Origin of the sequence: Lonsdalea britannica (genome assembly GCF_002111595.1) — a bacterium.
Lineage (GTDB): Bacteria > Pseudomonadota > Gammaproteobacteria > Enterobacterales > Enterobacteriaceae > Lonsdalea > Lonsdalea britannica.
Map to the genome: position 1 here is coordinate 1 of NZ_LUTN01000017.1, position 13,841 is coordinate 13,841.

16 protein-coding genes are annotated in these 13,841 nt (G+C 53.9%); 2 read left to right on the forward strand and 14 right to left on the reverse strand.

Annotation, left to right across the window (positions count from 1 at the left end):
• The 9 genes from AU509_RS13710 to fkpA all read right to left on the reverse strand — a co-directional run.
• On the reverse strand, positions 1 to 117 hold a 117-nt coding region (locus tag AU509_RS13710), incomplete at its 3' end, for a GTP-binding protein (RefSeq protein WP_085652619.1).
• A 68-nt stretch (positions 118 to 185) separates the two neighbouring features.
• Positions 186 to 2,294, reverse strand: coding sequence for an elongation factor G (gene fusA, locus AU509_RS13715; RefSeq protein WP_085652581.1), 2,109 nt, complete (start codon positions 2,292 to 2,294; stop codon positions 186 to 188).
• 95 nt (positions 2,295 to 2,389) lie between these two features.
• On the reverse strand, positions 2,390 to 2,860 hold the full coding sequence (gene rpsG / locus AU509_RS13720) for a 30S ribosomal protein S7 (protein ID WP_009111198.1): 471 nt from the start codon (positions 2,858 to 2,860) through the stop codon (positions 2,390 to 2,392).
• Between the two features lie 96 nt (positions 2,861 to 2,956).
• Positions 2,957 to 3,331 (reverse strand): 30S ribosomal protein S12, encoded by a 375-nt coding sequence (rpsL, locus tag AU509_RS13725; protein ID WP_012768095.1) that lies wholly within the window; start codon positions 3,329 to 3,331, stop codon positions 2,957 to 2,959.
• A 129-nt stretch (positions 3,332 to 3,460) separates the two neighbouring features.
• On the reverse strand, positions 3,461 to 3,748 hold the full coding sequence (gene tusB, locus AU509_RS13730) for a sulfurtransferase complex subunit TusB (RefSeq protein ID WP_085652582.1): 288 nt from the start codon (positions 3,746 to 3,748) through the stop codon (positions 3,461 to 3,463).
• Between the two features lie 10 nt (positions 3,749 to 3,758).
• Complete coding sequence (tusC, locus tag AU509_RS13735) at positions 3,759 to 4,118, reverse strand: sulfurtransferase complex subunit TusC (protein ID WP_094118612.1); 360 nt, start codon at positions 4,116 to 4,118, stop codon at positions 3,759 to 3,761.
• Positions 4,119 to 4,132: 14 nt separating this feature from the next.
• Complete coding sequence (tusD, locus tag AU509_RS13740) at positions 4,133 to 4,522, reverse strand: sulfurtransferase complex subunit TusD (RefSeq protein WP_085652584.1); 390 nt, start codon at positions 4,520 to 4,522, stop codon at positions 4,133 to 4,135.
• On the reverse strand, positions 4,522 to 5,244 hold the full coding sequence (locus AU509_RS13745; protein WP_085652585.1) for a helix-turn-helix transcriptional regulator: 723 nt from the start codon (positions 5,242 to 5,244) through the stop codon (positions 4,522 to 4,524). The genes tusD and AU509_RS13745 overlap by 1 nt, the downstream gene beginning before the upstream one ends.
• A gap of 545 nt (positions 5,245 to 5,789) precedes the next feature.
• Entirely contained in the window at positions 5,790 to 6,626 is an 837-nt protein-coding gene (gene fkpA / locus AU509_RS13750) for an FKBP-type peptidyl-prolyl cis-trans isomerase (RefSeq protein ID WP_085652586.1), read from the reverse strand.
• A gap of 215 nt (positions 6,627 to 6,841) precedes the next feature.
• On the opposite strand from fkpA, the gene AU509_RS13755 reads away from it, so the two are divergent.
• Positions 6,842 to 7,060 carry a SlyX family protein gene (locus tag AU509_RS13755; RefSeq protein ID WP_085652587.1) on the forward strand — a complete coding sequence of 73 codons (219 nt, stop codon included), beginning with the start codon at positions 6,842 to 6,844 and terminating at the stop codon, positions 7,058 to 7,060.
• 9 nt (positions 7,061 to 7,069) lie between these two features.
• Here AU509_RS13755 and qhpR read toward each other — a convergent pair whose 3' ends face one another.
• Positions 7,070 to 8,113 carry an AraC-like transcriptional regulator QhpR gene (qhpR, locus tag AU509_RS13760; protein WP_085652588.1) on the reverse strand — a complete coding sequence of 348 codons (1,044 nt, stop codon included), beginning with the start codon at positions 8,111 to 8,113 and terminating at the stop codon, positions 7,070 to 7,072.
• 227 nt (positions 8,114 to 8,340) lie between these two features.
• Positions 8,341 to 9,339 carry a phosphotransferase enzyme family protein gene (locus AU509_RS13765; RefSeq protein WP_085652589.1) on the reverse strand — a complete coding sequence of 333 codons (999 nt, stop codon included), beginning with the start codon at positions 9,337 to 9,339 and terminating at the stop codon, positions 8,341 to 8,343.
• A gap of 309 nt (positions 9,340 to 9,648) precedes the next feature.
• Between AU509_RS13765 and eat the strand changes: the two genes are divergently transcribed.
• Positions 9,649 to 11,016, forward strand: a complete 1,368-nt coding sequence (gene eat, locus AU509_RS13770) for an ethanolamine permease (protein ID WP_094118613.1) — start codon at positions 9,649 to 9,651, stop codon at positions 11,014 to 11,016.
• Between the two features lie 90 nt (positions 11,017 to 11,106).
• Here the strand turns inward: eat and slyD are convergent, their stop codons facing one another.
• From slyD to kefB, 3 genes are all read right to left on the reverse strand, one after another.
• Positions 11,107 to 11,685, reverse strand: a complete 579-nt coding sequence (slyD, locus tag AU509_RS13775) for a peptidylprolyl isomerase (protein WP_094118614.1) — start codon at positions 11,683 to 11,685, stop codon at positions 11,107 to 11,109.
• A 94-nt stretch (positions 11,686 to 11,779) separates the two neighbouring features.
• Positions 11,780 to 11,980: a YheV family putative zinc ribbon protein gene (locus tag AU509_RS13780; protein WP_085652592.1), complete on the reverse strand. Its 201-nt coding sequence runs from the start codon at positions 11,978 to 11,980 to the stop codon at positions 11,780 to 11,782.
• 47 nt (positions 11,981 to 12,027) lie between these two features.
• Positions 12,028 to 13,839, reverse strand: coding sequence for a glutathione-regulated potassium-efflux system protein KefB (kefB, locus tag AU509_RS13785; protein ID WP_085652593.1), 1,812 nt, complete (start codon positions 13,837 to 13,839; stop codon positions 12,028 to 12,030).
• Positions 13,840 to 13,841 lie beyond the last annotated feature (2 nt).

Sequence of the window (13,841 nt, forward strand, 5' to 3'; positions counted from 1 at the left end):
GGTTTTAGCCAGTACGGTGGTGATAGCAGCGGTCAGAGTGGTTTTACCATGGTCAACGTGGCCGATAGTACCAACGTTGAGATGGGGTTTTGTACGTTCAAATTTTTCTTTAGACACGGCGATATTCCTTACTCGAATGCCCCCTCCGCACGGAGAGGGCACGGGATCAATATGTTAAACCCGGATTATTTACCACGGGCTTCGATAACGGTCTGAGCAACGTTGTTCGGTGCTTCAGCGTACTTCAGGAACTCCATGGAGTAAGAAGCACGACCCTGAGTCTGCGAACGCAGGTCAGTAGCATAACCAAACATTTCTGACAACGGAACCTGGGCACGAATAGTCTTGCCGGTAGCGGTGTCTTCCATACCTTCGATGATGCCACGACGACGGTTAAGGTCACCGATTACATCACCCATGTAGTCTTCCGGCGTTTCTACTTCAACCTTCATTACCGGCTCAAGCAGAACAGGCTTCGCACGTTTAAACGCTTCTTTAAACGCGATGGAAGCAGCCAGCTTAAACGCCAGTTCAGAGGAGTCGACGTCATGGTAAGAACCGAAGTGCAGACGCACTTTGATATCCACAACAGGGTAACCCGCCATCGGACCAGCTTTCAGCTGTTCCTGGATACCTTTGTCAACGGCCGGGATGTATTCGCCAGGAATCACACCACCTTTGATTTCGTTAACAAATTCGTATCCTTCACCACCTGGCTCCAGCGGCATCATGTCGATAACGACATGACCGTACTGACCACGACCACCAGACTGTTTAGCATGTTTACCTTCAACATCCTTAACGGTGTCACGGATGGTTTCACGGTAAGCAACCTGCGGTTTACCGATGTTGGCTTCCACGTTGAATTCGCGACGCATACGGTCAACGATGATTTCAAGGTGCAGCTCACCCATACCAGCGATGATGGTCTGGTTTGACTCTTCGTCAGTCCATACGCGGAATGACGGGTCTTCTTTCGCCAGACGACCCAGAGCCAGACCCATTTTTTCCTGGTCAGCTTTGGTTTTCGGTTCTACGGCGATAGAGATAACCGGTTCCGGGAACTCCATACGTTCCAGGATGATCGCGTTATCAGGATCACACAGCGTATCACCAGTAGTTACGTCTTTCAGACCGATAGCAGCAGCGATGTCGCCTGCGCGAACTTCTTTGATCTCTTCACGCTTGTTAGCGTGCATCTGTACGATACGACCAAAACGTTCGCGAGCTGATTTCACAGAGTTCAGCACGGTATCACCGGAGTTAACCACACCGGAGTAAACGCGGAAGAACGTCAGGTTACCAACAAACGGGTCGGTAGCGATTTTGAACGCCAAGGCAGCAAACGGTTCTTTGTCATCGGAATGACGCACAGCCGGAGTGTCTTTACCATCGTCCAGAATACCGCTGATCGGCGGAACTTCTGTCGGCGCTGGCAGGTAATCAATAACCGCATCCAGCATTGCCTGAACACCTTTGTTCTTGAACGCAGAACCACAGGTAACCAGAATGATTTCGTTGTTCAGAACGCGCTGACGCAGTGCTTTCTTGATTTCTTCTTCGGTCAGTTCTTCACCGCCGAGGTATTTGTCCATCAGCTCTTCAGAAGCTTCAGCAGCAGACTCAATCAGATTCTGGTGCCATTCCTGGGCCAGTTCTTCCATGTCTGCCGGGATGTCTTCATAAGTGAAGGTGACACCCTGATCTGCTTCGTTCCAGTTGATGGCTTTCATTTTCACCAGGTCAACAACACCAGTGAAGTGCTCTTCAGCACCGATGGCCAGCTGAAGCGGAACCGGATTCGCACCCAGACGGGTTTTGATCTGGTTTACCACTTTCAGGAAGTTCGCGCCCATGCGGTCCATTTTGTTAACGAACGCGATGCGCGGAACATGATATTTGTTAGCCTGACGCCATACGGTTTCAGACTGCGGCTGAACACCACCTACCGCACAGTAAACCATTACCGCGCCATCCAGTACACGCATGGAACGTTCAACTTCGATAGTGAAGTCAACGTGCCCCGGGGTGTCGATGATGTTGATGCGATGTGGTTCATACTGCTTGGCCATACCAGACCAGAAGGCAGTCGTCGCCGCGGAGGTGATGGTAATACCACGCTCCTGCTCCTGCGCCATCCAGTCCATGGTGGCAGCGCCGTCATGAACTTCACCGATTTTATGGTTCACACCTGTGTAGAACAGAATACGTTCAGTGGTGGTGGTCTTACCGGCGTCGATGTGTGCACTGATACCGATATTACGGTAGCGTGCAATGGGTGTTGTACGAGCCATTTGTTTCCTCTATTCCTAGGGCGTTCAAAGTAGTAAAAAACCCAAACGGGTTAGCCTTTGAGGCGCCCGCTGGGTTATTAACATCTACGCCGGTATTACCAGCGGTAGTGAGCGAACGCCTTGTTGGCTTCAGCCATACGGTGAACGTCTTCACGTTTTTTAACAGCAGTGCCTTTGTTTTCTGCTGCATCGGAAAGTTCGTTCGCCAGGCGCAAAGCCATGGATTTATCACCGCGTTTACGAGCAGCTTCTACGATCCAACGCATTGCCAGGGCATTACGACGAACCGGACGTACTTCAACTGGTACCTGATAAGTAGAACCACCAACACGGCGAGACTTAACTTCGACAGTCGGACGCACGTTGTCCAGAGCTACTTCAAAGGCTTCCAGGTGGTCTTTACCAGAACGCTGAGCCAGGGTCTCCAGCGCGGTATAGACGATTGCTTCTGCAGTAGATTTTTTACCATCTACCATCAGGATATTTACAAATTTGGCCAGTAATTCAGATCCGAACTTAGGATCCGGCAGAATTTTACGCTGACCAATGACGCGACGACGTGGCATGGAAATACTCCGTTGTTAATTCAGGATTGTCCAAAACTCTACGAGTTTAGTTTGACATTAAAGTTAAAACGTTTGGCCTTACTTAACGGAGAACCATTAAGCCTTTGGCTTCTTCACGCCGTATTTGGAACGGGATTGCTTACGGTCTTTAACACCTGAGCAGTCCAGCGCGCCACGAACGGTGTGGTAACGCACACCCGGCAAGTCTTTAACACGACCGCCGCGGATCAGGATCACGGAGTGCTCCTGCAGGTTATGACCTTCACCACCAATGTAGGAGGTAACTTCAAAACCGTTAGTCAGACGAACACGGCAAACTTTACGCAGTGCGGAGTTCGGTTTTTTCGGGGTGGTGGTATATACACGAGTACATACGCCACGTTTCTGCGGGCATGCTTCCAGCGCTGGAACGTTGCTTTTAGCAACCTTCAGAGAGCGCGGTTTGCGTACCAGCTGGTTAATTGTTGCCATTCAAAAAGCTCCTGGGTTTTGCTTCGTAAACACGTAATAAATCGTCTCGTACTCGCACAAGGCAAAGTATAAGGACGCAGAATTTTAGGGCTGCCCGGATGAGGAGTCAAGAAATATACAAAAATACCACTACCAGGCCATCTGTCCGGAATGCTGGGCCGTCAGTTTAACAAAGTCATTATAGCCAATTAACACCACTCTGCTCGAAATTTGAGCAACCATTCCTCGCGCCAAGGCATCTTCCTTCAAGGCATAAACGGGAACGCCTACCGCCAACATCGGCCTGAGCATCGCAGCGTTGGCCAACGCCCCTGAGACCCCATCCTGAAACAGAAGAACGGCGTCTTCGCTACCGACATTGCGTAGCATGGCATCCAAATCGATCTGGTAGGGGGAGCGAGACAGCGTATGCAACATAGACAACTCTCTAGAAGGTGAGGACGGTATCGTAGGTTTTCAACATCTGGGCCAATAATTCTGGCGACTGTATTTCCACCGGTAGCACCCACTGAGTGTCTTTTGAAAGACCGCGCTGCTGCAAAGCCTGTTCGCAAACATAGCACTGCTCAACATCGTACAGCGGCAAGACACCGAAGGTCGCGATGTAGTCACGCATGAGAATAACGCTTGGTTGCTGGCTTGGCAGGAGCTGCAAAACACCGTCTGCAACGAAGAACACGCCGATATCTTCCGTCAACGCCGACATCGCCAAAAGCGCATCCAACCCTTCTCTACCTGAAGCGCTGCCGTGGGGGGAATGGGTAAAAACAAAAGCGACACGTTTCATAGCATGAGCCCGCGTTAAAACTGCACGACCCGGTCGCAGGTCAGTACGGATTGAGCCAGTTCACCCAGACCACTCAGGCTGAATCCCGGTTGCAGATTCGCGCCAGCCAGTTTCAGCTGAGCTGCCTGCTCGCTGTCGGTGACGCCACGACGCAACGCAGCCGCGACGCAGACGTTCAATGCGACCTGATGATCCTCGTGTAACTGTTGCCAGGCGCGCACGACGTCAAATTCATCGCTGGCCGGTGAGGTCAATTGGTTTGCGTTGAGCACGCCTTCCCGATAGAAAAAGACGCTTTTAAGCTGATAGCCTTCGGCCAACAGCGCCTGAGCAAACTGCAATGCGCTGCTGGACTGCTGGGTGCCGTATGCCGGTCCGGTAACCAGCAGACAGTAGGTCAACATTAGCGATCGTGCCCGCTGAGGTCGCCGCTCTTGAACTGGCGGATATAGAGATACACGGTGTGCTTGGAGATATTCAACCGATCGGCAACCTGATTGATGGCGTCCTTAATATCGAAAATCCCTTTCTCATAAAGGTTGAGCACAATCTGTCGGTTCTTAGCGTTATTGGAAACGTTGCGATCATTGTTCACTTCTTCAATAGTGAACTCCAGCGTTTGCGTGACCAGGTCTTCCACTGAAGAGGCGAAGTTAACGGACGACGCCACCGCTTTAATCTCAGGCGGCATAAATGTCTGCATGATTTGCGAGAACGGCACATCCAGATTCATGTTCATACACAGCAGACCAATCACACGCTGCTCACGGTTGCGGATAGCGATAATGATTGACTTCATCAGCATGCCGCTTTTGGCGCGGGTGAAATACACTTGCGACACGCTGCTATCTTCACCGGCCATATCATGCACCATCCGTAGCGCCATATCGGTGATAGGCGAACCGATCTTACGTCCGGTATGCTCGCCGTTCGCGATACGCATCGCGGAACATTTTAAATTTTCCAGCGAATGCAGCACGACTTCGCAGTGTTCACCGATTAGCATCGCTAAACCATCGACGACGGCTTCATACGACTTTAGGATTTCGTAATCCGTTTGGGAAAACGGACGTTCATCCAGCAAATCAAGGTCATTCGACTCTGCTGAAAGAAGCGAACTAGACATGGCAAACACCACCTTCAATGTCATTCAATTTATCGTATTGACAGGAGGGATAGTCTAACAAAAGTCCTCTCTCTCGTCCCTGAAATTCGCGGCGTCATATCGAAAGGCTGATGCGATGAGACCTCCATGATGCCTGCATTCATCAGCCTTTTTCGCCCAAAAAAGGCAGACTTAACAAACGGGGGGATCTGCCTGAGATCGGCTACCGCGCTGGAGCAGTATAACGTCTGCGAAGGTTTTTGCCGCCTTTATCACACGAAGGGGAAAGATCGTTGAGTCGCGCCCACACTCCCCCAATCCAATGGCGGTGGATAAAACGCAATTCTACGCATTCTACCGATGCCTGACATCAGCGTGAACATGGGCGATAGTGTGCTTCTGCTTATCGAAATTCGCTATGTGCGACAAACGCTTATCGTTATATCTACGTCACGAACTCATGAGGTGGGATTTAAAGGTATTCAATCATTAGCACCTAGAGGCGCAACATTCACGCATAAAAAAACCGCAGGATGACCTGCGGTTCTTCGTGCCAAAGCTCGGTACTACTTAGCGCTTGGCTGAGCGGCTTTCTCGTCAGCCGGTTTTTCAGCTTTAGCAGCGTCGGCCGCTTTAGCTTCCGCTTCAGATTTGATATCCAGCAGTTCTACGTCGAATACCAGCGTAGAGTTGGCCGGAATTCCCGGTACACCCGTTTCACCGTAAGCCAGTGCCGGCGGGATGACCATTTTAATCTTACCGCCTTTTTTCAGGTGCTTAAGACCTTCGGTCCAACCCGGAATGACACCATCCAGACGGAAAGAAAGCGGTTCACCGCGTTTGTAGGAGTTGTCGAACTCAGTACCGTCGACCAACGTGCCTTTGTAGTTCACCACGACGGTATCGCTATCTTTCGGAGCCGCGCCCGTTCCTTCCTTCTCTACCTGATAAAGCAGGCCGGAGTTGGTTTTCTTCACGCCTTTTTCTTTGGCAAAAGTATCGCGGTATTTAGTACCTTTATCCGCGTTCTCTTTCGCATCTTGCTTCATTTTGGTTTTAGCCGCTTCTTTCACACGGCCTTCAAATGACTGCAGCGTTTTTTCGATTTCTTCGTCAGACAGTTTGCTTTTGTCTGCAAATGCGTCCTGAACGCCTTGGATCAGCTGTTCTTTATCCAGCTTGATGCCCAGTTTTTCTTGCTCTTTCAGGGAATTATCCATGTAGCGGCCCAGAGAGGCACCCAACGCGTAAGCCGCAGCCTGTTCATCATTGTTGAATTTTGCTGTTGTCGTACTCGTCGTACTGCTATCGGACGCTTTTACTGGCTCCGCGGCCATTGCGCCGGTATTCAAAGCCAGTGTCATTGTGGTCGCTAGCAGCGTTACTTTAAACAGTGATTTCATCCATCTCTCCAGCATCCGAGACCCGATAGATCCCGGTAATCATTTAAAAAGTCGAAACTACTATAGCTGCGTGTACGGAGACATTACAACGAACACACCACTATCTTCGATAAAATTCCCTTATGCGCTTATTGCGCCCTACTCCGACCATTTTTACTACCAGAAGTTTCCGCTTTCTGACAAACTCTACCGCTGTCCGTCTGGGAGGAAGTCACATGTCGCAGCAATTACTCGAACAGCGCCTTGAACTGCTGGAAAGCCGCATCGCATTTCAGGAGATAACAATTGAGGAGCTGAACCAAACCGTGGTCCAGCATGAACTGGAAATGGCCAAGGTGCGTGAACAGCTGCACCTGTTGGTCGATAAACTGAAAGCGACGGCGCCGTCTCTGATTGCCTCGCAATCTGAAGAAACACCGCCGCCGCACTACTGAAAAGCCGGGCTAAGCCTTACGCCACTGTCGCGGACTGATGCCGAACCAACGGCGAAATGCCCGTGAAAACGCACTCACCTCCGAGTACCCCAGTAAAAAAGCCATTTCAGAAATTGAGAGCTGTCGCTGCTGCAAATAGTGCGTCGCCATTTCGCAGCGCACCTTTTCCACCAGCTGAGTGAAATTGATCCCCGCATCTTTTAACCTCCGCTGCAGCGACCAGCTCGACAAACCGATATTTTCCGCCACCTCTTCCAAAGAAGGTTCTCCCTGCGAAAGCACCTGGCGCAGCTGGGCGCGCGCCATATCCACCACGCTCTGCTGCTGCACGTCGCTGTTCAACTGCCGCAGGGAGTCTTGCACCACCAGCAACAGCAACGGATCGTGATCCGGCATGGCTTTGAGCAAATCGCGCTTGGGGATCAACAGCGAGTTGAATGGCTGATCGAAGTAGACCGGGGCATCAAACACTTTGCAGTGCTCGTGCCACTGTTCCGGACGAGGATGCTCGAAATGCACCTCTCGCGGCGCCCAATGCTTGCCAGCGGCATGGCGCACAAGGTTCAAAATCATCCCCAGCGTCAGCTCGGCGTCCTGACGGCAGTGCAGGATCGCGCCATGACGCACCTGATAGTCGAAACGCCAGCAATCGCCCTTATCAACCAGACGAATCAGCGTATCGTGCTGATGAAATGGAAAAGCATGGGCTACGTTATGCAATGCCTGCTCGAGGGTGGCACTGCATAACCCAACATAGCCTATCAACCCAAGCGCCTGGGGCTTGAACTGCCTGCCGTAATGCAGACCAAAATTGGTGCAGTCGGAGTAACGCGCGGCCTCTTCCAATACACGACAATAGTTGACTAATCCCACGCTGAGCGTCGGACAGGCCAGCAGCTCGGGATCGATACCGCTGATGCCAAGAATACGATCGGCATCGCCACCATTGTCTCCGATGAATTGCCCTAACCCCGAGGCCGCAGCTGCCAGCACACCGCGGTGACCGAGCGGAATCCCCGCAGGCGAAGGAAGCCGAAATGACGGTGTTCCCATAATTTCTCCCTCAGTGATGCAAGACGCCAAATCGAAGAGAAAAAGCAATTTCCATACCAGCGAAGGACAAAGACTGACGTCATCAGACAGACGTCAGGTAAAACAGCGGGATAACGTTGGGGATAAAAGAGTACGGCGGTGGACACTGGCGCAATGATGGAAGACAAGGCACTGCCGCAGCACAGCAGTGCCTTGAGATGGTGCAAATAGCCTCAGGAAAACGCGGATTAGGCGCCCACCGGCAGCCCACCGTCCAGATAACGCTGGCACAGCCTGACGGTGTCTGGGCACCAGCGTTCCCCCATGCTTTTAGCCTGTTCCGTCTGCTGATGCGAACCGATCCAAGCCGTCATCTGAATCCGGCGTTGTGCGATCAAAGCAGGAATGACCGCCAGGTCGGCCTCGCTGAGGGGGCAAATCTGTTGATAGCCCGTCAACCAGCCTTCAACCCATTCCGACGCGCGCGGGTGATGCTCGACAAAACTGATGGCCGCCGCGAGATCGTGCAAATACCAGCCCATACCGCAGTCGTCAAAATCGATCACCCGGGTTTCCCCGCGAAACAGCAGTAGATTGGTCAAACGCAGATCCGCGTGGATCAATCCATAGCGCTGCGACGATTTACCGTAGTCGGCCAGCGTCGCCCTGACCCGCTCAATTGCGGCTTCGATAACCGGGTGGTCGGACGGAGAAAGGGAGGGCGCATCCTGCCAGCGCCCCCAATGCGCCTCCGGGCCAACCATCGTTTCATGATCCCACACGATGCGGCGAAAACCGGAAGGCGGCTGCCAACTACGGCTGTGCTGATGCAGACGGGCGGTAATCCTGCCCAATTGCTCAAAGGCCGCCCCGTCCACATCGGTCGTCGGCATCTCGCCTTCTATCCAGTGAAAGACCACGACGTTTCGCTCCACGCCGTCATCCAACGACACGGTTTGTACCGTTTCGCCATCGTGTCCTACCAACGGTTCCGGCACGATGATGCCTTCCTGACGCAGTGCCGCCAGCCAGCTGAGTTCGCCGTTAATGTCGTCGCGATGATGATAGCCGGGCCGATGAATGCGCATGGCGTAGCGCTTACCGCCGGCATCCAGTCGATAGGTCGCATTTTCGGAACGGCACAGCAGCGTCAGCGTTCCCTGCAGATCGGCGGGGTAGTGACCCATCGCCCGCTCCGCCAACAGGCTCATCGTGATGTCGTCCAGCGTATCGTATTGTTCTGCCATCGTAAGATCTCATCAAAGGAAGTGGCTTACAGGCTTTCAGCATGTAATGACCGCCATTCCGATGCTTGACGCAAAGGCAGTAAAAGTTGACCGCAGACGACAACATGCCCTCTTTCCTCTCCTTCGTTGACTCCAGAACGCAAAAAACACCTCGTTAGTGTCAAGTATCCCCACCCATAACAGCGTCATCATCGATGCGTATGCAGCCCCATCGCAGAAACGGGCTTCAGGCTTCAGGCTCCATAACCAGCTGTTATGCCTATAAAAACGAGGTTGGTTTTTATCCATATTTTAGAGGGGAAGAACGTCATGACAATGCAGTTGAAGCCCACGCTGGGGACCCTTCATCTTTGGGGGATCGCCGTCGGTCTGGTCATTTCCGGGGAATATTTTGGCTGGAGCTATGGCTGGGGCGTCGCAGGCACGCTCGGCTTTTTGGTCACCACGCTGATGATCGCCGCCATGTACACCTGTTTTATCTTCAGCTTTACCGAGCTGACGACCGCCATACCTCACGCGGGCGGTCCTTTCGCCTACAGTCGCCGTGCCTTCGGCGAAACCGGTGGACTGATCGCCGGTATGGCGACGCTGATTGAATTCGTTTTTGCGCCCCCGGCTATCTCGATGGCGATCGGCGCCTATCTGAACGTACAGTTTCCCAATCTGGACCCGCGCTATGCCGCAACGGGCGCCTATCTGGTGTTTATGGGGCTGAACATTCTGGGGGTGAAACTCGCCGCCATGTTTGAACTCTGCGTCACCCTGCTGGCGGTATTCGAACTGCTGGTCTTTATGGGCGTCGTCGCCCCCGGCTTCAGCATCAGCCACTTTGTCGCCAACGGTTGGGCAGGCAGCGACAGCTTCGGCCTGCCTGCGCTATCCGGCATCTTCGCGGCCATCCCCTTCGCCATCTGGTTCTTCCTGGCGATAGAGGGCGCGGCGATGGCGGCGGAGGAAGCCAAAGATCCCAAACGGACCATCCCTAAAGCCTACATCACCGGCATTATGACGCTGGTGATCCTGGCGCTGGGCGTGATGTTGCTCGCGGGCGGCGTGGGCGACTGGCGGACGCTTTCCAATATTAACGACCCGTTGCCGCAGGCGATGAAAGCCGTGGTGGGCGCCAATTCCGGGTGGATGCACATGCTGGTGTGGATCGGTCTGTTCGGGCTGATTGCCAGCTTCCACGGCATCATTCTCGGCTACTCCCGGCAGTTCTTCGCCCTGGCCAGAGCGGGCTACCTGCCGACCGGATTGGCCAAACTGTCCCGCTTTAGGACGCCCCATCGCGCGATCCTCACCGGCGGCGTTATCGGGATCGCCGCGATTTTTAGCGACAGCTGGATCAACCTGCAGGGAATGAGTCTCACCGCCGCGATGATTACGATGGCCGTCTTCGGAGCTATTGTGATGTACATCATGAGCATGCTGAGCCTGTTCCGGCTGCGTCGCACCGCGCCAGAGCTAGAACGAACCTACCTGGCGCCCGGCTATCCGATCATACCGGGGTTCGCCTTGGTGCTGGCCTGTCTGTGCTTATTGGCGATGCTGTGGTTCAACCCACTGATCGGCGCCCTTTTCATCGCGCTGATGGTCGCAGCCTATCTCTACTTCCTGCTCACTAAAGCCCAGCGCTTCAATGCGCCGCAGGATGAGATGCTGATGGGAAAAGAGTAAGCCCCCAGCCTCACCGCCATCAAAAACATCAGACGTAAAAAAACCCGGCCTGCATGACGCAGCGCCGGGTTTTTTAGGGTGAAGCCGCCCTTAGTGCTGGCAGCCGCATCCACCGTGACCGCCGCAACCACCGTTACCGTGGTCATGGTCGTGATCGTGGCCGTGACCGCCGCAGCAACCGTCGTGGTCATGTTCGTGGTCGTGTTCGCCATGAACGTGACCGTGCTCCAGCTCTTCCGCTGTCGCTTCACGAATCGCGACGACTTCGACGTTGAAGCTCAGGTTCTGGCCCGCCAGCATGTGGTTACCATCAACCACGACGTGTTCGTCCTGCACTTCAGTAATTTCGACAGGAACCGGACCCTGGTCGGTTTCAGCCAGGAAACGCATGCCGACCTGCAGCTCGTCCACACCCATGAAGACATCTTTCGGTACGCGCTGTACCAGATTTTCGTCATAGTTGCCGTAAGCCTCATTCGGGCCTACTTTAATATCGAAATGTTCGCCGACCGCACGTCCGTCCAGCGCTTTTTCCAGGCCGGAAATCAGCGAGCCGCGACCGTGCAGATAGTCCAGCGGTGCACTCACCGGAGACTCATCAACCAATACACCGTCTTCTGTACGTACCTGATAGGCCAGGCTGACCACCAGGTCTTTTGCTACTTTCATGATATCTCCTACCGTTGGAAATCGCTTTGGCGCAAATTGTAGCTGAAAAACATCCCCATGTACTGCACGGAATCAAAAATCGCTACCACGCTTATTAAGGGTGAAACATGCCAATAATGTGCTCATCCTGACGCTCCGCACCCTGCTGCGTTGCCTCAGGACGGCTCTGCCGATAACCGCATTTGACGCAGACAACGACTTCCTCGACATCTTCCATCCCGACCGTCAGGGTATCCTGCGTATGACACTGAGGGCAAACCGCACCGGCAATAAACCGCTTTCGTGGTGTCGACATGATGTTTTTCCGTCCAATCCGTCTGCAATGGCGACATTCGCCAGCAGTTAGGTTTCGTCCCAATCGTCCAGACGCCGACGCTCATGCTGCATCTCACGCTGGAAGATATCTTCCAATTCACGCCGGGCCTCTTTAACACGCGAAATCTGCGCGCCCTCGCCTTCGGCCTGGCGCTCCGGCATCAGCTCGCGCAGCATACGCATATCCAGGCGGCGGAAATGCTGTTGCGAACGGTGAGCCTGATGGGGATGCATTCCCAGAGAGACCAGCGTTTTCCGCCCCAGCTCCAACGCACTGGAAAACGTTTCGCGGGAAAACTGCGTCACGCCTGACTGCAACAGCTCATGCGCTTCCACACGACCGCGGGCGCGCGCCAGTATCTCCAGATGCGGAAAATGCTGCTGGCACAGATGCACAATGGACATCGTATCTTCGGGGTCGTTGCAGGTAATCACTATCGACTGCGCCTGCTCAGCGCCCGCCGAACGGAGTAAATCCACCGACGTGGCGTCGCCGTAATACACCTTATAACCGTAGCTTCTCATCAGGCTGACCGCACTGATGTCTCGTTCAAGTACGGTAATCCGCATTTTGTTCGCCATCAGCAGTCGCCCAATCACCTGACCGAAGCGGCCAAAGCCCACGACGATCACCTGCGGCTCATCATCTTCCACATAGTGCTTCTCCGTCGACTCCTCCGGCGCGTTGTAGCGGCGCGCCAGAATACGGTCGATCAGCTGCATCAGTAGCGGCGTGACCATCATCGACAGGGTGACGGTGACCAGCAGCAGCGGCAGTTGATCGCCCTGCAGCACATGCTGAGTCGCCGCAGCGGAAAACAGCACAAAGGCGAACTCGCCGCCCTGGCTAAGCACGCCGGAGAACTGCAACCGTTCCGACGAACGTAATCCATAGATCCGCGCCAGCACGTAGAGAATCAAGCCTTTGACGGACACCAGAATGACAACGCCCAGCAAAACTTCGACGATGTTGGCGTACAGGACGCCGAGATTAAGCGCCATCCCCACTGAAATGAAAAATAGCCCCAGCAGCAGCCCTTTGAACGGCTCAATAGAGATTTCCAACTCATGACGATATTCGCTTTCCGCCAGCAACACGCCAGCGATAAAGGTACCGAGCGCCATCGACAGTCCCAGCGCTTCCATAAACAGCGCGGAGCCAAGCACCAACAGCAGCGCCGCGGCGGTAAACACTTCGCTTACGCCGGAGGCGGCTATAAACCGGAACAACGGACGCACCAGATAACGCCCGCCGATCAGCATTCCGCCAAACGCCAATACCTTCATGGCGACTTGCTGCCAGTCATCAATCTGTCCTTGAACGCCCGACAGAATAGGGATCAACGCCAACGCGGGAATGACCGCCAAATCCTGAAACAGCAAAACGGAAAAACCAAGTTGGCCGGATTCGTTGCGATTCATCCCTTTTTCGCGCATCAGCTGCAACGCCATCGCCGTGGATGACATCGCCAACCCGATCCCGCCAATCAAGGCCGACTGCCAGGAGAACTGGCTCATGAACAATACGCCGCCCAGTATCGCGGCGCTCAGCAGTACCTGAGCCGCGCCGATGCCGAAAATGGATCGCCGCAGCTTCCACAATTTGGAAGGATTCAGTTCAAGCCCGATGATAAACATCAGGAACACAACGCCCAGCTCAGAGAAATGCAGAATGGCGGAAACGTCGCGAATAAAGCCCAGTCCCCAAGGACCGATAGCGATACCGGCCAGCAAATAGCCCAGCACCGCGCCAATACCCAGACGCGCAGCGATAGGCACCGCCAGTACGGTGACGAATAAAAACAGAACACCCGCGCCCAGGGTGGAAGCGCTATCCATAT

What these genes read in the sequence shown, in the direction of transcription:
- tusC (WP_094118612.1), bottom strand. Translation starts at nt 4,118, where the DNA reads ATGAAACGTGTCGCTTTTGTTTTTACCCATTCCCCCCACGGCAGCGCT.
- AU509_RS13780 (WP_085652592.1), bottom strand. Translation starts at nt 11,980, where the DNA reads ATGTCGACACCACGAAAGCGGTTTATTGCCGGTGCGGTTTGCCCTCAG.
- AU509_RS13765 (WP_085652589.1), bottom strand. Translation starts at nt 9,339, where the DNA reads ATGGCAGAACAATACGATACGCTGGACGACATCACGATGAGCCTGTTG.
- tusB (WP_085652582.1), bottom strand. Translation starts at nt 3,748, where the DNA reads ATGTTGCATACGCTGTCTCGCTCCCCCTACCAGATCGATTTGGATGCC.
- fkpA (WP_085652586.1), bottom strand. Translation starts at nt 6,626, where the DNA reads ATGAAATCACTGTTTAAAGTAACGCTGCTAGCGACCACAATGACACTG.
- AU509_RS13755 (WP_085652587.1), top strand. Translation starts at nt 6,842, where the DNA reads ATGTCGCAGCAATTACTCGAACAGCGCCTTGAACTGCTGGAAAGCCGC.
- rpsG (WP_009111198.1), bottom strand. Translation starts at nt 2,860, where the DNA reads ATGCCACGTCGTCGCGTCATTGGTCAGCGTAAAATTCTGCCGGATCCT.
- fusA (WP_085652581.1), bottom strand. Translation starts at nt 2,294, where the DNA reads ATGGCTCGTACAACACCCATTGCACGCTACCGTAATATCGGTATCAGT.
- tusD (WP_085652584.1), bottom strand. Translation starts at nt 4,522, where the DNA reads ATGTTGACCTACTGTCTGCTGGTTACCGGACCGGCATACGGCACCCAG.
- kefB (WP_085652593.1), bottom strand. Translation starts at nt 13,839, where the DNA reads ATGGATAGCGCTTCCACCCTGGGCGCGGGTGTTCTGTTTTTATTCGTC.
- rpsL (WP_012768095.1), bottom strand. Translation starts at nt 3,331, where the DNA reads ATGGCAACAATTAACCAGCTGGTACGCAAACCGCGCTCTCTGAAGGTT.
- slyD (WP_094118614.1), bottom strand. Translation starts at nt 11,685, where the DNA reads ATGAAAGTAGCAAAAGACCTGGTGGTCAGCCTGGCCTATCAGGTACGT.
- AU509_RS13745 (WP_085652585.1), bottom strand. Translation starts at nt 5,244, where the DNA reads ATGTCTAGTTCGCTTCTTTCAGCAGAGTCGAATGACCTTGATTTGCTG.
- qhpR (WP_085652588.1), bottom strand. Translation starts at nt 8,113, where the DNA reads ATGGGAACACCGTCATTTCGGCTTCCTTCGCCTGCGGGGATTCCGCTC.
- eat (WP_094118613.1), top strand. Translation starts at nt 9,649, where the DNA reads ATGACAATGCAGTTGAAGCCCACGCTGGGGACCCTTCATCTTTGGGGG.